The sequence below is a fragment of the Bradyrhizobium sp. ORS 375 genome (genome assembly GCF_000239775.1).
Lineage (GTDB): Bacteria > Pseudomonadota > Alphaproteobacteria > Rhizobiales > Xanthobacteraceae > Bradyrhizobium.
Genome location: NZ_CAFI01000467.1, coordinates 1 through 21,535, shown reverse-complemented (window position 1 = coordinate 21,535; position 21,535 = coordinate 1). Strand labels below are relative to the sequence as shown.

The window sequence follows — 21,535 nt, the reverse complement described above, 5'->3', positions numbered from 1 at the left end:
GTCTACCTGAAGGACATCTGGCCGACGACCAAGGAGGTCAACGACTTCGTCAAGAAGTTCGTCAAGGCGTCGATCTTCAAGAAGCGCTACGCCGACGTGTTCAAGGGCGACACCAACTGGCGCAAGATCAAGACCGTCGAGAGCGAGACCTATCGCTGGAACATGTCGTCGACCTACGTGCAGAACCCGCCGTATTTCGAGGGCATGAAGAAGGAGCCTGAGCCGATCAAGGACATCGTCGAGGCCCGCGTGTTGGCGCTGTTCGGCGACAAGATCACCACCGACCACATCTCGCCGGCCGGTTCGATCAAGCTGACCTCGCCCGCCGGCAAGTTCCTCAGCGAGCACCAGGTCCGCCCGGCCGACTTCAACCAGTACGGCACCCGCCGCGGCAATCACGAGATCATGATGCGCGGCACCTTCGCCAACATCCGCATCAAGAACTTCATGCTCAAGGGCGCCGACGGCAACATCCCCGAGGGCGGTCTGACCAAGCACTGGCCCGACGGCGAGCAGATGTCGATCTACGACGCCGCCATGAAGTACCAGGAAGAGGGCGTGCCGCTGGTGGTGTTCGCCGGTGCCGAATACGGCAACGGCTCGTCGCGCGACTGGGCGGCCAAGGGCACCCGCCTGCTCGGCGTCCGCGCCGTGATCTGCCAGAGCTTCGAGCGCATCCACCGCTCGAACCTGGTCGGCATGGGCGTGCTGCCGCTCACCTTCCAGGAAGGCACCTCGTGGTCGTCGCTGGGCCTGAAGGGCGACGAGAAGGTCACCATCAAGGGCCTGCAGGGCGACTTGAAGCCGCGCCAGACCCTGACCGCCGAAATCATCTCGGCCAACGGTGCGGCGCAGCAGGTGCCGCTGCTCTGCCGGATCGATACGCTGGACGAGCTGGACTACTACCGGAACGGCGGCATCCTGCACTACGTGCTGCGCAAGCTCGCCGCTTAACCACAGCGCGATGCGACAGTTTGGCTCACTCTGAAGTGAGTAGCGGGTGATGAAGGAGGCGGCCTATGACAAAGGCCGCCTCCTTTGCATTTTCGGTTTGTTAACTACGAGGACGGCATCGCGGATAGGGTGATGCGCTAGGGCGCAGCGGACGGTGGTCCAGACGGGACAGTGGCGATGAGTGGACAGATGTCGTGGTGGTCGCGCGCGGCGCTTGGTGTCTGTGCGGTCATTGCCTTCGTCCGGCCGGCGGCCGCCGACCCGCGTGCGGTGATCGAACTCTTCACCTCGCAGGGCTGCTCGTCCTGTCCGCCGGCCGATAAGTTGCTCGGCGACCTCTCGCGCGATCCCTCCGTCATCGCCCTGTCGCTGCCGATCGATTACTGGGATTATCTCGGCTGGAAGGACACTCTGGCCGATTCCCGGTTCACGGCCCGGCAGCGCGCCTATTCGCGGGCGCGAGGCGATCGTGAGGTCTACACTCCGCAGGCCGTGGTCAACGGCTCCGTGCATGTGATCGGCAGCGATCGCGACGCGATCGAGGGCGCCATCGAGGAGACCGGCCGAGGCGGTGCCGTGATGTCGGTGCCGGTCAGCCTATCGATCGAAGGCCAGGAGCTGACCGTTTCGGTCGCTGCAGCCGACGAGCACGCGCCGCGCAAGCACGGTGAAGTCTGGGTCTGCTCGATCGCCCGTGTCGTTCCGATCCAGGTCGCGCGCGGCGAGAATGGCGGCCGGGAGCTCACCTACTACAACGTCGTTCGCGGTCTGATGAAGCTGGGGGACTGGAACGGGTCGCCGGCGAGCTGGAGCGTTCCGCTCGAGAAGATCGCCCGCGAGGGCGTGGATGGCGCCGTCGTCTATGTGCAGGACGGCAGCCGGGACCGGCCCGGCCTGATGCTCGGTGCGGCTCGCTCGGACCTGCCGTTGCTCACCCGAACTTCGGCGACGACGCGCGCTCCCGAGCGCTGAGCTCTTCTCTCCGCTCATCGTTCCGACGGCTTGATGGACGGCGCGATAGGCCCACGTCCATGACGGACGCGCGTCGCAATATCCTCACCCAAGCACCCGCCCAAAAAGCAAAAGGACCAACTCGCGTTGGCCCTTTGCCTTTACTTGTGAATAGACCCGATCCTGACGACCCCGGGGGGCTGGGGGCTGAGGAATCCGGAACCGAAAGGACCGGGCCAACGCACACGAATCTTATGCCTAACGTCGGGGGCAGTCCCTGGGCGGAAAGGCGGCGCGATTATGATTCCGCTAACGATCCCGTGACGCTTGCGTGTTCGCGGAACTCGCGCGCATCACGGATGCTGCCAAGTTCGATAATGAAAACCGCCCCTTGCGGCTTCCGCCGGTTGGCGCGATCATGTCACAGAGATGACAGGAGGACGCTCATGAACCTCACCCCGGAGGATGCCGACCCCAGCGAGAATCGCGCGGCGGCGCGCAATGCCGCTGCAGCGCCGACCCGGGTGACGTTCGACCGTCTCGAGCTGAACCGCATCCTCAATCTCTACGGTCGCATGGTCGCCGATGGCGAGTGGCGGGACTACTCGATCGACTTCCTGCGCGACCGCGCCGTGTTCTCCGTCTTCCGCCGCGCGTCCGAGGTGCCGCTCTACCGCATCGAGAAGGATCCGCGGCTGGCGCGCAAGCAGGGCATGTACAGCGTGATCTCGGCGACCGGTCTGATCCTGCGCCGTGGCCACGAGCTGGAACGGGTGCTGCTGGCGATCGCGCCGAAGCCGGCGCTGGTCTGACCCGGCGCCTCAGCCGATCTGTATCGCCTAGACCGGGATGTCGCTGCCGCCGGAGCCGAGCGGCCGTTGCATCATGACAGTATCCAGCCAGCGGCCGAATTTCAGTCCGACGCTCGGATGGGTGCCGATCATCTGGAAGCCGCACGCGGTGTGCAGCCCGACCGAGCCGGCATTGGCGGAGTCGCCGATCACGGCGATCATCTGGCGGAAGCCACGCGCTTCACAGGCGTCGAGCAGCGCCCGCATCAGTCGCATGCCGATGCCGCGACGTTGGCTCGCCGGCGCGAGATACACTGAGTTCTCGACCGTGAAGCGATAGGCGGGACGGGGACGATAGGGGCCGGCATAGGCATAGCCCACCACCTCCCCGTCCAGCAGCGCGGCGAAATACGGAAAGCCGCCGTCGCTCAGCGCCCGGAAGCGCCGGGTCATCTCCGCCAGATCCGGCGGATCGAGCTCGAAGGTGGCCGTGCCCTCGCGCACGGCCTGGCCATAGATGGCGGTGATGGCGGGAAGGTCGGCCTCCTGGGCGGGCCGGATCTCGATGTCGGACATGGGTGGAACAATACCAGGGCGAAGCAGCCGATCAACATCGCCACGGCATGGCTGCCGTTCCCGCCGCGAGGTCGCCGCGCCGAAAGCGCGGACAAACGAAAAAGCCCCGGCGGTGAGGCCGGGGCTTCGGAGGTCGCTCGTTCGAGCGGTCAGATCAGTCGCGCTGTCCGAGCAGCTGCAGGAGCAGCGTGAACAGGTTGATGAAGTTCAGGTACAGCGACAGGGCGCCGGTGATCGCTGCGCGCTCGGCGATATCGCCGCCCGCGGAGGCGTAGCCGTAGATGTACTCGTTCTTGAGGCGCTGCGTGTCCCAGGCGGTCAGGCCGGCGAACACGAACACGCCGATCACCGAGACGATGAACTGCAGCATCGAGCTCGCCAGGAACAGGTTCACGAGGCTCGCCAGCACGATGCCGATCAGGCCCATGAACAGGAACGAGCCCATGCCCGTCATGTCACGCTTGGTCGTGTAGCCGTACAGGCTGAGCGCGCCGAACGTCGCCGCGGTGATGAAGAACACCCGCACGATCGAGGTGTGGGTGTACACCAGGAAGATCGACGACAGCGACACGCCCATCAAGGCCGAGAACACCCAGAACAGGATCTGCGCGGTCGACGGCGCCAGGCGGTTGATGCCGGCCGAGATCGCGAACACCATGACCAGGGGGGCCAGGATGAACAGCCACTTCAGCGGGCTCACGAACATCGCGTAGCCGAACTGCGTCAGATAAGCGTTGCCGAACTTGAACACGCCGGCCGCCGGATCGCCGGTCACCGCCGCCATGTAGACGCCCAGTGCCGCGAGGCCGGTGATGGCCAGGCCGATGCTCATGTAATTGTAGATGCGCAGCATGTAGGCGCGCAGACCGGCGTCGACGGTCGCGGCATCGGCGCGCCCGGCCACCCGGCCAAAGGGTGAAGCATAGTTGCGGTCTAGGTCCGACATGGTCGAATTCCCGTTGGTTGCCCGGCGCTCCGGTCCTGGCAGGACCTTCAGCCGGTTCTCGAAAAACCCTATCTCATCAAAGCTGCCATCGATATTAAATTTGCGTCATCGGCAAATTCGCCATCTTCCGGCGGATCTCTTTGGCAGCCCTCTGAGCCCATTCCCTAAATGGGAAACTAGCATAATTGGTGCAAGCTTCCACGCGCGGCTGAATGTCGCTCCGCGCGGGTTTGCGCCGTGAAAAGCCCGTTAACCGTGCGGCATGACCGCACAATCTGCTAGAGGTTCCTCAGAACCGTTGCCGGCTTCTGGTTGAGCGCCAGCAGCGTACCGGCGAGCCCGAGGCCGACGGTCACCACCAGCGCTGCCAGCACCACCAGCGCGGCGCTGCCGGCCTGCCAGGCGAAGCTCAGCGTCATCAGCCGGGTCACGATCAGCCACGCCGAGACCGATCCTGCGATGACGCCGAACGCGGCGGTGGCAAAGCCGATCATCAGATATTCGAGCGCGTAGGCGCCGAGCAGCCGCAGCCGCGTGGCGCCCAGCGTCTTCAGGATGACTGCGTCATAGACGCGATGGCGATGTCCGGCGGCGAGCGCACCGCCCAGCACCAGGATGGCCGAGATCAGCGTCACCGCGCTGGCGCCGCGGATCGCGAGCGCGAGGTTGGAAACCACCGAGCCAACGGTCTCCATCACTTCGCGAACGCGCACGCTGGTCACCATCGGGAATGCGTCGGCGACCTTGCGGATGACGCGGGCATCCTCGGCGGCGTCTGACCGCGCCTCGGTCAATGTGGCGACGTGGGTGTGCGGCGCGCCGCGGAAGGCGTTCGGCGAGAACACCAGTACGAAATTGATGCCCATGCCCTGCCAGTCGATCGTGCGCATGTTGCCGATCTTCGCCGTGATGTCGCGCCCGAGCACGTTGACGACGATGTCGTCGCCGAGCTTGAGACCGAGACCGTCCGCGATGCGCTTCTCGATCGAGACCAGCGGCGGGCCGCTGTAGTTGTCGCCCCACCATTCGCCCTCGACGACTTTGGAGCCCTTCGGGATCTCGCCGGTATAGGTCAGGCCGCGGTCGCTCTGCAGCACCCATTCCGTCTCTGCGGTCGCCTTGAGATCCTCCGCGCGAACGCCGCGGGCGGAGACGATCCGGCCGCGCAGCATCGGCACGTTGTCGACGGTGGATTGCGGCGCCAGCTCCTTGAGGAAGCCGCGGAAGCGGTCGGCCTCGCCGGAGGGCACGTCGACGAAGAAGAACGACGGCGCCTGCTCCGGCAGCTGCGCCAGGAATTGCCGCCGCAGATTGCCGTCGATCTGGGTGATCGTGACCAGCACCGCGAGCCCCAGCCCGAGCGACAGCACCACGGACGGCGTCAGCGCGCCCGGGCGGTAGATGTTGCTCACCGCCAGCCGCAGCATTGGGAAGCGGCTGCGCGGCACGGCCCGCGCGATTGCCATCACGACAGCAGCGATTCCGCGCAACAGCACGAACACCAGCGCGGCGGCGACCACGAACACGGCGGCGATCTTCTTGTCGTAGGACAGGCCGATGACGACGGCGATCAGCAGTGCGACCGTGCCGGCGATCAGGGCCAGATAGCTCCAGCGCGGACGGTGCCATTCGGCGATGACCGCCTCGCGGAACAGCGCGGCGACCGGCACGTCGCGGACGCGCCCGAGCGGCCACAGGCCGAAGGCCAACGCTGTCAGCAGGCCATAGAGGAAGGACAGCGCCAGCTCGTCCGGGTGCACCGCCGGGATCACCGGCAGCGGCAGGATCTTGCCGAACAGGCCGACAATGGCGAAGGGCAGGGCGGCGCCGGCACAGAGTCCGATGATCGAACCGATCGTGGCCAGCACCATCACCTGCACCAGATAGATGCCGAACACGTCGCGGCTGGTGGCGCCGAGCGCCTTGAATGCCGCGATCACCTCGGTCCGGCGGTCGACATGGCTCTTGACCGCATTGGCAACGCCGACGCCGCCGACCAGGAGCGCGGCGAGACCGACCAGCGTCAGGAACTGGGTGAAGCGCCCGATCGTCCGCTCCAGCTGCGGCGAGGCGTTGCTGCGGCTGCGGATCTCCCATCCCGCGGACGGCAGCGTCTGGCGGGTGTCGGCGATGAAGGAGGCGGCCGCGCGGTCGTCGGTGGCGTTGTCGGGCAGCCGGACGCGATAGGTCCAGCGCACCAGGCTGCCGGGCTGCAGCAGCGGGGTGGCGCGCAGTCCGGCCTCGCTCACCAGAAAACGCGGCCCGAGGCCGATGCCGCCGGACAGCTTGTCCGGCTCGGCCTGCAGCGCGCTGCGGATCTGGAAGCGGACCGTGTCTATGGTGACGATGTCGCCAACCTTGAGGTCGAGCCGCGCCAGCAGCGCCGGATCGGCGGCGGCTCCAAATACGCCGTCGCGTTCGGCCAGGATGTCGACGAGCGGCAGGTCGGGCTGCAGCTCGGCCTTGCCGAGCAGCGGATAGGCGTTGTCGACCGCCTTCAGCTCGACCAGCGCCAGCTTGGAATCACCAGCGCGGACCATGGCACGCAAGGTCGCTGCGAGCGACACCTGGCCGCGCGAGCGCAGGAAGGCGATCTCCTCCGGCTTGGCCTCGCGCTGAAACAGCGAGAACGCGACATCACCACCGAGCAAGGTGCGGCCCTCGCGGACGAGACCATCGTTGAGGCTCGCCGCCACCGAGCCGACACCGGCGATGGCGAGCACGCCGAGTGCGATGCAGGCGATGAAGACATAGAAACCGCGCAGGCCGCCGCGCAGCTCGCGCAGGGCGTAGCGCACCGGCAGCGCCGCCATGCGGCGGCCAGGAAGCGGTTCGGAAAGGGTGCTCATGCGTCGGCAGGCTCGTGAGCGCCGTCGGCCTCGATTCGCCCCGAGCGCAGCCGCACCACGCGGTCGCACCGGTGGGCGAGGCCGCTGTCATGGGTCACCAGCACCAGCGTCATGCCGCGCTCGGCATGCTTCGTGAACAGCAGGTCGACGATCTGCCGTCCAGTCGACTCGTCGAGATTGCCGGTCGGCTCGTCGGCCACCAGGATCGCCGGATCGGGCGCCAGCGCCCGGGCCAGCGCGACGCGCTGCTGCTCGCCCCCGGACAGTTGTGTCGGATAGTGATGCAGGCGATGGCCGAGCCCGACCTGCTCCAGCTCGCGGGCGGCGCGCTCGGCGGCGCCCGCGTGACCGGCGAGCTCCAGCGGCACCGCGACGTTCTCCAGCGCGGTCATCGTCGGGATCAGATGGAAGGACTGGAAGACGATGCCGACCTGGCGGCCGCGGAACCGGGCCAGCGCGTCCTCGTCCAGGGCATTGAAAGCGGTGCCGTTGACCACCACCTGACCACTGTCAGGACGTTCCAACCCCGCCATCACCATCAGCAGCGTGGACTTCCCCGATCCCGAGGGGCCGATCAGGCCGATCGTCTCGCCCTGTCCCACCCGCAGGCTGATGTCCTTGAGGATATGAACCCGCGCCGCGCCGGTGCCGAGCGAAAGGTTGACGTTCGAGATGGTAATGGTGTCCGGCGCAGTGCCGGCCAAACGCGAGGTTTCGATGAGACTGTCCATGGCTCGGTCATATGGCAACTCCGCAAGCCGGGTCGAGGGGCGCGGACGCATCTTCGTGCACATACTCGTGTCGATGCTCGCCTTGATGACAGTCGGACCAGCGTTCGCGGGCACTGAGGCCGGCAAGCCGATCAAGCTGGTCGTGCTCGGCGATTCCCTGAGCGCGGGCCTCGGCCTGTCCGCCTCGGACTCCTTCCCCGCCAAGCTGCAAAAGGCCTTGCAGGCCAAGGGGCTGCCGATCGACCTCACCAATGCCGGGGTGTCCGGCGACACCTCCTCGGGTGGCCGCGACCGGCTCGACTGGTCGGTAGCCGATGGCACCGAGGCTGTCATCGTCGAGCTCGGCGCGAATGACGCCCTGCGCGGCATCGACCCCGGCGTCACCCGCAAGGCGCTGACCGAGATCGTGACCCGGCTGAAGGCGCGCGGCATTGCCGTGATGTTGTGCGGCATGCTGGCCCCGCCGAATTACGGCAGCGACTACGCCGCGAAATTCAATGCGATCTACCCCGATCTCGCCAAGCAGTTCGACGTGCCGTTGTACCCGTTCTTCCTCGACGGCGTTGCTGCCGATGCCAAGCTCAACCAGGCCGATGGCATTCACCCCACGGCTGCCGGCGTGGACATCATCGTGTCCCGGATGCTGCCTACGGTGGAAGCATTCCTGCGTCCGCTTCGTGGGCAATGAAGGAACGAAGCCGTCGGCCGGACAGTTGCGATAACCTTAAGGACCGGGTTTTCCGCAGGTTTTCACCGCGTTAACGTCCTCTCCGTCGCGGAGTCATATAAGTTCGGTAGGAATGTTGCATTGGCGATTCGTCGTCGATCATCTCGTCAAGGCATGATCTCGTCACCTTTCGAGATCAGCCTCCAGCATCGGGAGTCCTGAAACGATGCCGCGTCTGTTTACTGGGCTGGAGATCCCGACCGAGGTCGGACAGACCCTCTCCACTCTGCGGGGTGGCCTTCCCGGCGCCCGCTGGATCGATCCTGAAAATTATCATGTGACATTGCGCTTCATCGGCGACATCGACGGTGCCTCCGCCAACGAGATCGCCGCGATGCTGTGGCGGGTCAACCGCAAGCCGTTCGAGGTGACGGTGCAGGGCCTCTCCAGCTTCGGCGGCCGCAAGCCGCGCGCCGTGGTCGCCAACATTGCGCCGAGCCGGCCGCTGATCGAGCTGCAGGCCGAGCTGGAGCGGATGATGCAGCGGATCGGGCTCGACCCGGAGGGGCGCAAATTCGTGCCCCATGTCACGCTCGCGCGGCTGCACGATGCCTCCAGCCAGGACGTGGCCGATTATCTTTCGGTCCGCGGCTACTTCCCGAGCCGGGTGTTCATGGCCGAGCGCTTCGTGCTGTTCTCGTCCCGTGCTTCCACGGGAGGCGGACCCTATGTGGTGGAGGACGCCTACGATCTGTGCGCCGCCTAAGGTTGCGGCGGCTCCGTCAGACGTCGTTAGCCGCGGACTAACTCCCTCAGCGGCGTTTGCGTGCCATATACCACGATCCCACGGCCCGGCTGCATGGCGGCTTCCACCATTTGCGGATTGCATTTTCCGTTAGTCTCATGACCTAGAGTGGGCTCATGCTGTCCACTCCCTCAGACGCGTTCCGCGCGCAATATCAGTCGCTGGTCGACACCGGCGCGATCGAAGCCGACCCGGCCCAGGCCGAGGTCGCCGATGCCTTGGCCGCGCTGGAGCGCCGGCTTTCGACCTACAAGCCCGCACGCAAGCAGAGCCTGTTCGGTCGCCTCTTTTCCGACAAGAGCGAGCCGCCGAGCGGCCTCTATGTCCATGGCGAGGTCGGCCGCGGCAAGACCATGCTGATGGACCTGTTCTTCCAGAACTGTCCGGTGGAGCACAAGCGCCGCGCGCATTTTCACGAGTTCATGGCCGAGGTGCATGAGCGCATCTACGGCTATCGCCAGAACATCGCGCGCGGCGAGCTCGCCGATGCCGATGTCATCGCGCTGACGGCACAGGCGATCTTCGACCAGGCCTGGTTGCTCTGTTTCGACGAATTCCACGTCACCGACATCGCCGACGCGATGATCCTGGGACGGCTGTTCGCAAAACTGTTCGAGCTCGGCACGGTGGTGGTGGCGACCTCCAATGTCGCGCCGGAGGATCTCTACAAAGGCGGCCTCAACCGCGCGCTGTTCCTGCCCTTCATCAAGCAGATCGCCGACCACATGGACGTGGCGCGGCTGGATGCGCGCACGGACTTCCGTCTCGAGAAGCTCGCCGGCGTCAAGATGTGGCTGGTGCCGGCCGACGTCGATGCGCGCGCCGCGCTCGACAAGGCTTGGGGCCGGCTGACGGGTCATGCCAAGTGCAAGCCGCGCGACATGACGATCAAGGGGCGCATCCTGCACGTCCCGTGCTCGGCGAACGGCGTCGCCCGCTTCGGCTTCGCCGATCTGTGCGAGAAGCCGCTCGCGGCTTCGGACTATCTGCGGCTCGCACACGACTATCATACGATCCTGATCGACCATGTCCCGGTGATGGATCTGGCCGAGCGCAATGCCGCCAAGCGCTTCATCACCTTGATCGACACGCTCTACGACAACGCGGTGAAGCTGATCGCCTCGGCCGAGGCCGACCCGATCTCGCTCTACGTCGCGACCGAGGGCATCGAGGCCATGGAGTTCAAGCGCACCTCGTCGCGGCTGATCGAGATGGGTTCGGAGTCCTACCTGGCTTTGCCGCATGGCCGGAAGGACTCGGCCGCCTCCGGGACTTCTACGGGCCTGGTCGAAACCTGACAAACACCGCTTTCTCGGGCAGCGCCCGCCGCCGGGCACACAGCCGCGAAAAGGCCACGTCCATCATGCTGAAAGGGATTATCAGCACCCGCGCCCGGTCCTGATCGAAATCAAGGCACGCCCGTCAATTGGCCATAGCGTGACTTGAACGGCCCGGGCGAAAGGGATAACCAGCCACTCGACTTTTCAACCTCCCTCACCCCTTCGGGTTCAAAGGAAAATTTGCCATGGCGCGCGACAAGATTGCTTTGATTGGCTCCGGTCAGATCGGCGGAACGCTGGCTCACCTCGTCGGTCTCAAGGAGCTCGGCGACGTCGTGATGTTCGATATTGCCGAAGGCGTTCCGCAGGGCAAGGCACTCGACATCGCGCAGTCGTCGCCGGTCGACGGCTTCGATGCCCACTACACCGGCGCCAACTCCTACGAGGCGCTCGACAACGCCAAGGTGTGCATCGTCACCGCCGGCGTGCCGCGCAAGCCGGGCATGAGCCGCGACGACCTGCTGTCGATCAACCTCAAGGTCATGGAGCAGGTCGGCGCCGGCATCAAGAAGTACGCCCCCGACGCCTTCGTCATCTGCATCACCAACCCGCTCGACGCGATGGTCTGGGCGCTGCAGAAGGCTTCGGGCCTGCCCGCGAAGAAGGTCGTCGGCATGGCCGGCGTGCTCGACTCCGCCCGCTTCCGCTACTTCCTGGCCGATGAGTTCAACGTCTCGGTCGAGGACGTCACCGCCTTCGTGCTCGGCGGCCATGGCGACACCATGGTGCCGCTGACCAAATACTCCACCGTCGCCGGCATTCCGCTGCCCGATCTCGTCAAGATGGGCTGGACCTCGCAGGCGCGGATCGACGAGATCGTCGACCGCACCCGGAACGGCGGTGCCGAGATCGTCAACCTGCTCAAGACCGGCTCGGCCTACTACGCGCCGGCGGCGTCGGCGATCGCGATGGCCGAGAGCTATCTGCGCGACAAGAAGCGCGTGCTGCCCTGCGCCGCTCACCTCAATGGCGAGTTCGGCGTGAAGGACATGTATGTCGGCGTTCCCGTCGTGATCGGCTCGAAGGGTGTCGAGCGCATCGTCGAGATCGAGCTGGCCGGCAAGGATCGTGAGGCGTTCGACAAGTCGGTCGCCGCCGTGCAGGGCCTGGTCGACGCCTGCAAGAAGATCGCGCCCGACCTGCTCGGCCGCTGAAGGTAGCAAGGCGGGCGGTTAGCCCGCTCCGATCAGTTGCAGGATGCTTGGTATATGGTATACCAAGCATCCGCAAAACACTTATAGACGTCACCACCCCAGCGGGGGTTCGGGGAGCAAGCGCTTATGAACATTCACGAATATCAGGCCAAGGCACTGCTGCACGAGTTCGGCGTGCCGATTTCCAAGGGCGTGCCGGTTCTCCGTCCGGAGGACGCGGATGCAGCGGCGAAGACGCTCGGCGGTCCGGTCTGGGTCGTGAAGAGCCAGATCCACGCCGGTGGCCGTGGCAAGGGCAAGTTCAAGGAAGCTTCGGCCGGCGACAAGGGTGGCGTCCGCCTCGCCAAGTCGATCGACGAGGTCAACGCCTTCGCCAAGCAGATGCTCGGCGCCACGCTGGTGACCGTGCAGACCGGCCCGGACGGCAAGCAGGTCAACCGCCTCTACATCGAGGACGGCTCGGACATTGACAAGGAATTCTATCTGTCGCTGCTGGTCGATCGCGAGACCTCGAAGGTCGCGTTCGTGGTGTCGACGGAGGGCGGCGTCAACATCGAGGACGTCGCGCACAGCACCCCTGAGAAGATCATCACCTTCTCGGTCGATCCGGCCACCGGCGTCATGGGCCATCATGGCCGCGCCGTCGCCAAGGCGCTGAAGCTCACCGGCGACCTCGCCAAGCAGGCCGAGAAGCTGACCACCCAGCTCTACACCGCGTTCGTCGCCAAGGACATGGCGATGCTTGAGATCAACCCGCTCGTCGTGACCAAGCAGGGCCAACTGCGCGTCCTCGACGCCAAGGTGTCCTTCGACTCCAACGCGCTGTTCAAGCATCCGGAAGTCGTCGCGCTGCGCGACGAGACCGAGGAGGATGCCAAGGAGATCGAGGCGTCGAAATACGACCTCAACTACGTCGCGCTCGACGGCACCATCGGCTGCATGGTCAACGGCGCCGGCTTGGCCATGGCGACGATGGACATCATCAAGCTGTACGGCATGGAGCCCGCCAACTTCCTCGACGTCGGCGGCGGCGCCAGCAAGGAGAAGGTCGCGGCGGCGTTCAAGATCATCACCGCCGACCCGAACGTGAAGGGCATCCTGGTCAACATCTTCGGCGGCATCATGAAGTGCGATGTCATCGCCGAGGGCGTCGTGGCCGCGGTGAAGGAAGTCGGCCTGAAGGTGCCGCTGGTGGTGCGCCTGGAAGGCACCAATGTCGATCTCGGCAAGAAGATCATCAGCGAGTCCGGTCTGAACGTGCTGCCCGCCGACAATCTCGACGACGCCGCGCAGAAGATCGTCAAGGCCGTCAAGGGAGGCTGAGCGCCGGTCCAGGCGCTCGCCATTTCCTCACCGCAACGCTTTTAGAGAAAGCACGATGTCCATTCTCATCGACAAGAACACCAAGGTCATTTGCCAGGGCTTCACTGGCAAGAACGGCACCTTCCACTCCGAGGCGGCGATCGCCTACGGCACCAAGATGGTCGGCGGCACCTCGCCGGGCAAAGGCGGCTCGACCCATCTCGGCCTGCCGGTCTTCGACACCGTCAAGGAGGCCCGCGAGGCCACCGGCGCCGACGCCTCGGTGATCTACGTGCCGCCGCCGGGCGCCGCCGACGCGATCTGCGAAGCCATCGACGCCGAGGTCCCGCTGATCGTCTGTATCACCGAGGGCATCCCGGTGCTGGACATGGTCCGCGTCAAGCGCTCGCTTGTGGGATCCAAGTCGCGCCTGATCGGGCCGAACTGCCCGGGCGTGATGACCGCCGGCGAGTGCAAGATCGGCATCATGCCGGCCAACATCTTCAAGCCCGGCTCGGTCGGCATCGTCTCCCGCTCCGGCACCCTGACCTATGAGGCGGTGTTCCAGACCACCTCGGAAGGCCTCGGCCAGACCACCGCGGTCGGCATCGGCGGCGACCCGGTCAAGGGCACCGAGTTCATCGACATGCTGGAGATGTTCCTGGCCGACCCCAAGACGGAGTCGATCATCATGATCGGCGAGATCGGCGGCTCGGCCGAGGAGGACGCGGCGCAGTTCATCAAGGACGAAGCCAAGCGCGGCCGCAAGAAACCGATGGTCGGATTCATCGCCGGCGTCACCGCCCCTCCCGGCCGCCGCATGGGCCATGCCGGTGCGATCATCTCTGGCGGCAAGGGCGATGCCGGCTCGAAGACGGCGGCGATGGAAGCCGCTGGTATCACTGTGTCTCCGTCGCCCGCGCGGCTCGGCAAGACGCTCGTCGAAAAGTTGAAGTCCTGATTCAGGGTTTAGTACTTTTCGGGGCGCATCTTTACAAAGAATAAGGTAAACCGTCCTAACCCGAGCCTGACCCCTTCCACGGGGTCAGGCATTGCGCCGTTTTTGATGGGCGCATCGAAATTACCAGGACGCTACCATGTCTCGCCAAGATGCGAACGCCGCCTTCGCCCTGTCGTCTTTTCTGCAGGGCACCAATGCCACTTACATCGATGAGATCTACGCGCGCTACGAGAAGGACCCCGCTTCGGTCGACCCGGAGTGGCAGGAGTTCTTCAAGAGCCTGAAGGATGCGCCGGCCGACGTTCAGAAGAACGCCTCGGGCCCCTCCTGGGCGCGCAGCAACTGGCCGGTCTCCCCCCGCGACGAATTGACCTCCGCGCTCGACGGCAACTGGGCCGTGGTCGAGAAGAAGGTCGGTGAGAAGATCGCGGCCAAGGCGCAAACCAAGGGCGTCGAATTGTCGCCGGCCGACGTCAACCAGGCCACCCGCGACTCCGTCCGCGCGTTGATGCTGATCCGCGCCTACCGCATGCGTGGCCACTTCCACGCCAAGCTTGATCCGCTGGGCATCGAGGCGCCGAAGAACCGCGAGGAGCTCGATCCGCGCTCCTACGGCTTCACCGAGGCCGATTACGACCGCAAGATCTTCCTCGATCACGTGCTCGGCCTCGAATACGGCTCGCTGCGTGAGATCGTCGCGATCTGCGAGCGCACCTACTGCCAGACGCTCGGCGTCGAGTTCATGCACATCTCGAACGCGGCGCAGAAGGCCTGGATCCAGGAGCGCATCGAAGGGCCGGACAAGGAGATCTCGTTCACCCGCGAGGGCCGTCGCGCCATCCTGCAGAAGCTGGTCGAGGCCGAGGGTTTTGAGAAGTTCTGCGACGTCAAGTTCACCGGCACCAAGCGCTTCGGCCTCGACGGCGGCGAGTCGCTGATCCCGGCGCTGGAGCAGATCATCAAGCGCGGCGGCAATCTCGGCGTGAAGGAGATCGTCCTGGGCATGCCGCATCGCGGCCGGCTTAACGTGCTGACCCAGGTGATGGGCAAGCCGCACCGCGCTCTCTTCCACGAGTTCAAGGGCGGCTCGGCCAATCCCGACGCGGTCGAAGGCTCCGGCGACGTCAAGTATCACCTCGGCGCCTCCTCGGACCGCGAGTTCGACGGCAACCGCATCCACCTGTCGCTGACCGCGAACCCGTCGCATCTCGAGATCGTCGATCCCGTGGTGCTCGGCAAGGTCCGCGCCAAGCAGGACCAGCACGGCGATCCGCCTGACATGCGCATCTCGGTGCTGCCGCTGCTGATGCATGGCGACGCCGCGTTCGCCGGCCAGGGCGTGGTGGCCGAGTGCTTCGCGCTGTCCGACCTGAAGGGCTACCGGACAGGTGGCTCGATTCATTTCATCGTCAACAATCAGATCGGCTTCACGACCTATCCGCGCTATTCGCGCTCGTCGCCGTATCCGTCCGACGTCGCCAAGATGATCGACGCGCCGATCTTCCATGTGAACGGCGACGATCCGGAAGCCGTCGTGTTTGCCGCCAAGGTCGCGACCGAGTTCCGGCAGAAATTCCACAAGCCGGTCGTCATCGACATGTTCTGCTATCGCAGGCATGGTCACAACGAAGGCGACGAGCCCGCGTTCACCCAGCCGGTGATGTACAAGAAGATCGGCGCCCACCCGTCGACGCTGGAGATCTACTCCAAGCGGCTGGTGGCCGAAGGTGTCATGACCGAAGGCGAGGTCGACAAGGCCCGGGCCGATTGGCGCGCCCGGCTCGATGCCGAGTTCGAGGCCGGCACCTCCTATCGCCCGAACAAGGCCGACTGGCTCGACGGCAAGTGGGCGGGCCTGAAGTCCGCCGACCAGGAAGAGGAAGCCCGGCGCGGCGTCACCGGCGTCGAGATCGACCGCCTCAAGGAGATCGGCCGCAAGATCACCAAGGTGCCCGACGGCTTCCGCCTGCACCGCACGATCCAGCGCTTCCTGGAGAACCGCGCCAAGGCGATCGACAGCGGCATCGGCCTGGACTGGGCGACCGGCGAGGCGCTGGCGTTCTGCTCGCTGCTGCTCGAAGGCCACAAGGTGCGGCTATCCGGCCAGGACTGCGAGCGCGGCACCTTCTCGCAGCGCCATTCGGTGCTGATCGACCAGGAGGACGAGAGCCGCTACACGCCGTTCAACCACCTGGCGAGCGAGCAGGGCCACTTCGAGGTCATCAACTCGCTGCTGTCTGAAGAGGCCGTGCTCGGCTTCGAATACGGCTACTCGCTGGCGGAGCCGAATGCGCTGACGCTGTGGGAAGCGCAGTTCGGCGACTTCGCCAACGGCGCGCAGGTGCTGTTCGACCAGTTCATCTCCTCGGGTGAGCGCAAATGGCTGCGCATGTCCGGCCTCGTCTGCCTGTTGCCGCACGGCTATGAGGGTCAGGGTCCGGAGCATTCGTCGGCGCGCCTGGAGCGCTATCTGCAGCTCTGCGCCGAGGACAACATGCAGGTGGTCTATCCGACCACGCCGGCGAACTACTTCCACGTCATGCGCCGCCAGCTGCATCGCGAGATCCGCAAGCCGCTGATCGTGATGACGCCGAAGTCGCTGCTGCGCCACAAGCGCGCGGTGTCGCGGCTCGAGGAATTGGCCAAGGGCACGACGTTCCACCGCATCCTGTACGATGACGCCCAGATGCAGGCGGACGACAAGACCAAGCTGGTGCCGGACGATCAGATCCGCCGCATCGTGCTGTGCTCGGGCAAGGTCTATTACGACCTCTACGACGAGCGCGAGAAGCGCGGGCTGAACGACATCTATCTGATGCGCATCGAGCAGCTCTATCCGGTGCCGCTCAAGGCGCTGGTCGCCGAGCTCGGCCGCTTCAAGAACGCCGAGGTCGTGTGGTGCCAGGAAGAGCCGCGCAACATGGGCGCCTGGCACTTCATCGAGCCGTATATCGAGTGGGTGCTGAACCAGACCGGCGGCAAGAGCAAGCGTCCGCGCTATGCCGGCCGCGCCGCGTCGGCTGCGACCGCCACGGGCCTGATGTCCAAGCATCTCGCCCAGTTGAAGGCGCTGCTCGACGAAGCCTTGAACTGAACCTGCCTTTGAAGCGCCTCGCAACTCCTTGCGGGGCGCGAGTACCAAGTCCATCGCGTTGATTGCCCGTACCGCATCGCTTGCTCGCCGCAAGGCGATGACGGACGGGCTTTATGACCGCACGGGTTATTGAGGATAGAGACCATGACTGACATTCGCGTTCCGACGCTCGGTGAATCCGTCACCGAAGCCACCATCGGCCGCTGGTTCAAGAAGGCGGGCGACGCGGTCGCCGTCGACGAGCCGCTCGTCGAGCTCGAAACCGACAAGGTGACGATCGAGGTGCCGTCGCCGTCGGCCGGCACGCTCGGCGAGATCATCGCCAAGGATGGCGAGACCGTCGCCGTCGGCGCGCTGCTCGGCCAGATCAATGATGGCGCGGCGGCTGCCAAGCCGGCCGCTGCTGCTCCCGCCCCGGCTCCGGCCAAGCCCGCCGCTGCTCCGGCTGCCGCGCCCGCGCCCGCCAAGGCGCTGCCCGCCGATACGCCGCAGGCGCCGTCGGTGCGCAAGCTCTCGGCCGAGAGCGGCGTCGATGCCACCACCGTTCCGGGCTCCGGCAAGGACGGCCGCGTCACCAAGGGCGACATGCTGGCCGCGATCGAGCGCGCCGCCTCGGCGCCGACCCCGGTCAATCAGCCCGCCGCCTCTGTGCAGGTCCGCGCGCCGTCGCCGGCCGATGACGCCGCCCGCGAAGAGCGCGTCAAGATGACCCGGCTGCGCCAGACCATCGCGCGCCGCCTCAAGGACGTGCAGAACACCGCGGCGATGCTGACGACCTTCAACGAGGTCGACATGACCAACGTCATGGCGCTACGCAGCCAGTACAAGGACGTGTTCGAGAAGAAGCACGGCTCCAAGCTCGGCTTCATGGGCTTCTTCACCAAGGCTGTGGTGCAGGCGCTGAAGGACATCCCGGCCGTCAACGCTGAGATCGACGGCAGCGATCTCATCTACAAGAACTACTATCACATCGGCGTCGCCGTCGGCACCGACAAGGGCCTGGTCGTGCCGGTCGTGCGCGACTGCGACCACAAGTCGATCGCCGACATCGAAAAGGGCATCGCCGATTTCGGCCGCCGCGCTCGTGACGGCCAGCTCAAGATCGACGAGATGCAGGGCGGCACCTTCACGATCACCAACGGCGGCATCTACGGCTCGCTGATGTCGACGCCGATCCTGAACGCGCCGCAGTCCGGCATTCTGGGCATGCACAAGATCCAGGAGCGGCCGGTCGTGGTCGGCGGCAAGATCGAGGTGCGCCCGATGATGTATCTGGCGCTGTCCTACGATCACCGCGTCATCGACGGCAAGGAAGCGGTGACCTTCCTGGTGCGCGTCAAGGAAAGCCTGGAAGATCCGGCGCGACTCGTTCTGGATCTCTAAGCCGAGCGACGATTTGACCACATGGGGCGCGCTGAGAGGCGCGCCTCAGACCTAACGGGGGCCATCATGACCGACAGGGTTGCAGTGATCACCGGCGGCAGCCGCGGCATCGGCCGCGCCACCGCAATCGCCGCCGCAGCGCGCGGCTTCAAGATCGTGGTCGGCTACGCCTCCAACGAGGCCGCGGCGCAGAGCACGGTCGCCGCGATCGAGGCCAAGAACGGCAAGGCCATCGCGGTGAAATGCGACGTCGGCCGCGAGCACGACATCCTCGCTCTGTTCAAGGCGGCGGATAAATTCGGCACGCTCGGCGCTCTCATCAACAACGCCGGCATCGTCGGCCCGACCACGCGCGTCGACGAGATGAGCGCGGAACGCATCGAACGCTTGATGGCGGTCAATGTCACCGGGAGCATTCTCTGCGCACGTGAAGCCGTGAAGCGGATGTCGACGCGGCACGGCGGCCAGGGCGGGGTGATCATCAATCTGTCGTCGGTCGCGGCCAAGCTCGGCTCGCCCAACACCTATGTCGACTACGCCGCCTCGAAGGGCGCGATCGATTCCTTCACCGTCGGCCTCGGTCACGAGGTCGCCAACGAAGGGATCCGCGTCGCCGCGATTCGTCCCGGCCTGATCGATACCGACATTCACGCCTCGGGCGGTGAACCCGATCGGGCCCATCGTCTTGCCCCCATGGTGCCGATGAAGCGCGTCGGCACCGCGGAGGAAATCGCCAATGCCATCGTCTGGCTGCTGTCGGACGAGGCTTCCTATGTCACTTCGGCCATTCTCGACGTGTCGGGCGGACGCTGACGACCGTCATCATCTCTGACTACAAAGCTTACGGAACATTCGATCATGGCTACTTACGATCTCGTCGTCATCGGCACCGGACCCGGTGGTTACGTCTGCGCCATCCGCGCGGCGCAGCTCGGCATGAAGGTGGCCGTGGTCGAGAAGAATGCGACGCTCGGCGGCACCTGCCTCAACGTCGGCTGCATGCCCTCGAAGGCGCTGCTGCATGCCTCGGAGCTGTTCGAGGAGGCCGGGCATTCCTTCGCCAAGATGGGCATCAAGGTGCCCGCGCCGGAGATCGACCTGCCGGCGATGATGAACTTCAAACAGCAGGGCATCGACGGCAACGTCAAGGGCGTCGAGTACCTGATGAAGAAGAACAAGATCGACGTGCTCGTCGGCAAGGGCAAGATCCTCGGCACCGGCAAGGTGCAGGTCACCGGCAATGATGGCTCCGCGCAGACCGTCGAGACCAAGAACATCGTGATCGCCACCGGCTCGGACATCGCGCGCCTCAAGGGCATCGAAATCGACGAGAAGCGCATCGTGTCGTCGACCGGCGCGCTGGCGCTGGACAAGGTGCCGTCGAGCCTGCTGGTGGTCGGCGCGGGCGTGATCGGGCTTGAGCTCGGCTCCGTCTGGCGCCGCCTCGGCGCCAAGGTCACCGTGGTCGAATTCCTCGACCGTATCCTGCCCGGCATGGACAGCGAGATCGCCAAGCAGTTCCAACGCATCCTCGAGAAGCAGGGCTTCGCCTTCAGGCTCGGCGCCAAGGTCACCGGCGTCGATACGTCCGGCGCGACGCTGGCGGCGACGATCGAGCCTGCCGCCGGCGGTGCGGCCGAGAAGATCGAGGCGGATGTCGTGCTCGTCGCGATCGGCCGCGTGCCCTATACCGACGGCCTCGGCCTGCAGGAAGCTGGCGTCGTGCTCGACAATCGCGGCCGCGTCCAGATCGATCATCATTTCGCGACCAGCGTCCCGGGCGTCTACGCGATCGGCGACGTCGTCGCGGGTCCCATGTTGGCGCACAAGGCCGAGGACGAAGGCGTCGCGTGCGCCGAGATCCTCGCCGGCCAGGCCGGCCACGTGAACTACGACGTCATTCCGGGCGTGGTCTACACCACGCCGGAAGTCGCTTCCGTCGGCAAGACCGAGGATGAGCTGAAGCAGGCCGGAGTTGCTTATACCGTCGGTAAGTTTCCGTTTACCGCGAACGGCCGTTCCAAGGTCAACCAGACCACTGACGGCTTCGTGAAGATCCTCGCAGATGCGAAGACCGATCGCGTGCTCGGCGCGCATATCATCGGCCGCGAGGCCGGGGAATTGATCCACGAAGCCGCCGTATTGATGGAGTTCGGTGGCTCGGCCGAGGATCTCGCACGCACCTGCCACGCCCATCCGACCCGCTCGGAGGCCGTCAAGGAAGCCGCCCTTGCGGTGGGCAAGCGTGCCATCCACATGTGACCGGCGCCCGGCGGCGTGATCGGCAGGTGCGACAAAATGGCCTGCCGGCTACGCTGAACCAAACGGCAAGATGCGAGGTCGCATTGTCATGGCGGCCTCGATGCTGAGGCCGGGGCCGAGATGGAGTGCCATGCTGCGCCGCCTGCTTCAGCCGTTCTGGGTCCTGCTCGCGATCATCTTTCTGATCGAAGCATGGCTGTGGGACCACCTCGAGCCGATCGTGGCGCGCATTGTCGCCGCGATCCCTTTGCGCAGCCTCAAGCACTGGCTCGCCGCGCGGATCGAGACGCTGTCGCCGGCGCTGACCCTGGTCGTCTTCGCCGTGCCGGTCGTGCTGCTGTTTCCGCTCAAGCTGCTCGGCATGTGGCTGCTGATGCACCACCAGTGGAAGCTGGCGCTGGTCACGATCATCTTCGGCAAGATGGCCGGCGTCGGCATCACCGCCTTCATCTTCGACGTCACGCGGACGAAGCTGCTGCAGATGGGCTGGTTCGCCTGGCTCTACGAGGCCGTGCTGACCTTGCGCCGACGGGCGGCCGAGTTGGTCGATCCGATCAAGCAGCGCATCCGCGAGGTCGTCAACGATCTGTTCCGCGGCAACACCAACGGCTGGTCGTCCCGTGTCGTCCGCCAGATCCTCCGCTTCCGCCGTAGCGTCCAGGCGCGGTAGCGTTTCTTCATCGTCGCGGCGTCAATCGTCCGGCCACGATCACCGTCATTCCGGGGCAATCGTCAGCGCGCAACCGCGCGCTGGCGATTGAACCCGGAA

The 21,535-nt window shown here is 65.6% G+C and carries 17 protein-coding genes and 1 pseudogene; 14 read left to right on the top strand and 4 right to left on the bottom strand.

The annotated features are described in order from the left end of the window. The 3 genes and pseudogenes from BRAO375_RS31900 to BRAO375_RS31890 all read left to right on the top strand — a co-directional run. A pseudogene (locus BRAO375_RS31900) lies at positions 1–954 on the top strand (aconitate hydratase); the annotation flags it as partial. A gap of 189 nt (positions 955–1,143) precedes the next feature. Continuing rightward, positions 1,144–1,926: a DUF1223 domain-containing protein gene (locus tag BRAO375_RS31895; RefSeq protein ID WP_009031555.1), complete on the top strand. Its 783-nt coding sequence runs from the start codon at positions 1,144–1,146 to the stop codon at positions 1,924–1,926. 425 nt (positions 1,927–2,351) lie between these two features. Further along, positions 2,352–2,717, top strand: a complete 366-nt coding sequence (locus tag BRAO375_RS31890) for a DUF2794 domain-containing protein (protein ID WP_006609304.1) — start codon at positions 2,352–2,354, stop codon at positions 2,715–2,717. 27 nt (positions 2,718–2,744) lie between these two features. Here BRAO375_RS31890 and BRAO375_RS31885 read toward each other — a convergent pair whose 3' ends face one another. The 4 genes from BRAO375_RS31885 to BRAO375_RS31870 form a co-directional block, all read right to left on the bottom strand. Continuing rightward, positions 2,745–3,272: a GNAT family N-acetyltransferase gene (locus BRAO375_RS31885; protein WP_009031554.1), complete on the bottom strand. Its 528-nt coding sequence runs from the start codon at positions 3,270–3,272 to the stop codon at positions 2,745–2,747. Between the two features lie 154 nt (positions 3,273–3,426). Then, the gene (locus BRAO375_RS31880) at positions 3,427–4,218 is read right to left on the bottom strand and encodes a Bax inhibitor-1/YccA family protein (RefSeq protein ID WP_009031553.1); all 792 of its coding nucleotides are present in this window, start codon (positions 4,216–4,218) and stop codon (positions 3,427–3,429) included. Between the two features lie 278 nt (positions 4,219–4,496). Continuing rightward, complete coding sequence (locus tag BRAO375_RS31875; RefSeq protein ID WP_009031551.1) at positions 4,497–7,067, bottom strand: ABC transporter permease; 2,571 nt, start codon at positions 7,065–7,067, stop codon at positions 4,497–4,499. Then, entirely contained in the window at positions 7,064–7,798 is a 735-nt protein-coding gene (locus BRAO375_RS31870) for an ABC transporter ATP-binding protein (RefSeq protein ID WP_035643256.1), read from the bottom strand. Before BRAO375_RS31870 ends, BRAO375_RS31875 begins: the two co-directional genes overlap by 4 nt. A 55-nt stretch (positions 7,799–7,853) precedes the next feature. On the opposite strand from BRAO375_RS31870, the gene BRAO375_RS31865 reads away from it, so the two are divergent. The 11 genes from BRAO375_RS31865 (at position 7,854) to BRAO375_RS31815 (ending at position 21,436) form a co-directional block, all read left to right on the top strand. After that, the gene (locus BRAO375_RS31865; protein WP_009031549.1) at positions 7,854–8,486 is read left to right on the top strand and encodes an arylesterase; all 633 of its coding nucleotides are present in this window, start codon (positions 7,854–7,856) and stop codon (positions 8,484–8,486) included. Between the two features lie 205 nt (positions 8,487–8,691). After that, positions 8,692–9,231: an RNA 2',3'-cyclic phosphodiesterase gene (gene thpR / locus BRAO375_RS31860; RefSeq protein ID WP_009031548.1), complete on the top strand. Its 540-nt coding sequence runs from the start codon at positions 8,692–8,694 to the stop codon at positions 9,229–9,231. Positions 9,232–9,386: 155 nt separating this feature from the next. Continuing rightward, positions 9,387–10,568: a cell division protein ZapE gene (gene zapE, locus BRAO375_RS31855; RefSeq protein WP_009031547.1), complete on the top strand. Its 1,182-nt coding sequence runs from the start codon at positions 9,387–9,389 to the stop codon at positions 10,566–10,568. A gap of 227 nt (positions 10,569–10,795) precedes the next feature. Continuing rightward, the gene (gene mdh, locus BRAO375_RS31850) at positions 10,796–11,764 is read left to right on the top strand and encodes a malate dehydrogenase (RefSeq protein WP_009031546.1); all 969 of its coding nucleotides are present in this window, start codon (positions 10,796–10,798) and stop codon (positions 11,762–11,764) included. Positions 11,765–11,890: 126 nt separating this feature from the next. Continuing rightward, positions 11,891–13,087 carry an ADP-forming succinate--CoA ligase subunit beta gene (gene sucC, locus BRAO375_RS31845; protein ID WP_009031545.1) on the top strand — a complete coding sequence of 399 codons (1,197 nt, stop codon included), beginning with the start codon at positions 11,891–11,893 and terminating at the stop codon, positions 13,085–13,087. A 55-nt stretch (positions 13,088–13,142) separates the two neighbouring features. Further along, positions 13,143–14,027, top strand: coding sequence for a succinate--CoA ligase subunit alpha (gene sucD, locus BRAO375_RS31840; protein ID WP_009031544.1), 885 nt, complete (start codon positions 13,143–13,145; stop codon positions 14,025–14,027). 136 nt (positions 14,028–14,163) lie between these two features. Further along, positions 14,164–17,121, top strand: coding sequence for a 2-oxoglutarate dehydrogenase E1 component (locus BRAO375_RS31835; protein ID WP_009031542.1), 2,958 nt, complete (start codon positions 14,164–14,166; stop codon positions 17,119–17,121). A gap of 144 nt (positions 17,122–17,265) precedes the next feature. Continuing rightward, positions 17,266–18,504, top strand: a complete 1,239-nt coding sequence (gene odhB, locus BRAO375_RS31830) for a 2-oxoglutarate dehydrogenase complex dihydrolipoyllysine-residue succinyltransferase (RefSeq protein ID WP_009031541.1) — start codon at positions 17,266–17,268, stop codon at positions 18,502–18,504. Positions 18,505–18,570: 66 nt separating this feature from the next. Next, the gene (locus tag BRAO375_RS31825; protein WP_009031540.1) at positions 18,571–19,317 is read left to right on the top strand and encodes an SDR family oxidoreductase; all 747 of its coding nucleotides are present in this window, start codon (positions 18,571–18,573) and stop codon (positions 19,315–19,317) included. A gap of 45 nt (positions 19,318–19,362) precedes the next feature. Continuing rightward, entirely contained in the window at positions 19,363–20,766 is a 1,404-nt protein-coding gene (lpdA, locus tag BRAO375_RS31820) for a dihydrolipoyl dehydrogenase (protein WP_009031539.1), read from the top strand. Between the two features lie 130 nt (positions 20,767–20,896). Next, positions 20,897–21,436 (top strand): hypothetical protein, encoded by a 540-nt coding sequence (locus tag BRAO375_RS31815; protein WP_009031538.1) that lies wholly within the window; start codon positions 20,897–20,899, stop codon positions 21,434–21,436. The last annotated feature ends 99 nt before the right edge of the window (positions 21,437–21,535 follow it).

What these genes read in the sequence shown, in the direction of transcription:
- BRAO375_RS31895 (WP_009031555.1), top strand. Translation starts at nt 1,144, where the DNA reads ATGTCGTGGTGGTCGCGCGCGGCGCTTGGTGTCTGTGCGGTCATTGCC.
- BRAO375_RS31890 (WP_006609304.1), top strand. Translation starts at nt 2,352, where the DNA reads ATGAACCTCACCCCGGAGGATGCCGACCCCAGCGAGAATCGCGCGGCG.
- BRAO375_RS31885 (WP_009031554.1), bottom strand. Translation starts at nt 3,272, where the DNA reads ATGTCCGACATCGAGATCCGGCCCGCCCAGGAGGCCGACCTTCCCGCC.
- BRAO375_RS31880 (WP_009031553.1), bottom strand. Translation starts at nt 4,218, where the DNA reads ATGTCGGACCTAGACCGCAACTATGCTTCACCCTTTGGCCGGGTGGCC.
- BRAO375_RS31875 (WP_009031551.1), bottom strand. Translation starts at nt 7,067, where the DNA reads ATGAGCACCCTTTCCGAACCGCTTCCTGGCCGCCGCATGGCGGCGCTG.
- BRAO375_RS31870 (WP_035643256.1), bottom strand. Translation starts at nt 7,798, where the DNA reads ATGGACAGTCTCATCGAAACCTCGCGTTTGGCCGGCACTGCGCCGGAC.
- thpR (WP_009031548.1), top strand. Translation starts at nt 8,692, where the DNA reads ATGCCGCGTCTGTTTACTGGGCTGGAGATCCCGACCGAGGTCGGACAG.
- zapE (WP_009031547.1), top strand. Translation starts at nt 9,387, where the DNA reads ATGCTGTCCACTCCCTCAGACGCGTTCCGCGCGCAATATCAGTCGCTG.
- mdh (WP_009031546.1), top strand. Translation starts at nt 10,796, where the DNA reads ATGGCGCGCGACAAGATTGCTTTGATTGGCTCCGGTCAGATCGGCGGA.
- sucC (WP_009031545.1), top strand. Translation starts at nt 11,891, where the DNA reads ATGAACATTCACGAATATCAGGCCAAGGCACTGCTGCACGAGTTCGGC.
- sucD (WP_009031544.1), top strand. Translation starts at nt 13,143, where the DNA reads ATGTCCATTCTCATCGACAAGAACACCAAGGTCATTTGCCAGGGCTTC.
- BRAO375_RS31835 (WP_009031542.1), top strand. Translation starts at nt 14,164, where the DNA reads ATGTCTCGCCAAGATGCGAACGCCGCCTTCGCCCTGTCGTCTTTTCTG.
- odhB (WP_009031541.1), top strand. Translation starts at nt 17,266, where the DNA reads ATGACTGACATTCGCGTTCCGACGCTCGGTGAATCCGTCACCGAAGCC.
- BRAO375_RS31825 (WP_009031540.1), top strand. Translation starts at nt 18,571, where the DNA reads ATGACCGACAGGGTTGCAGTGATCACCGGCGGCAGCCGCGGCATCGGC.
- lpdA (WP_009031539.1), top strand. Translation starts at nt 19,363, where the DNA reads ATGGCTACTTACGATCTCGTCGTCATCGGCACCGGACCCGGTGGTTAC.
- BRAO375_RS31815 (WP_009031538.1), top strand. Translation starts at nt 20,897, where the DNA reads ATGCTGCGCCGCCTGCTTCAGCCGTTCTGGGTCCTGCTCGCGATCATC.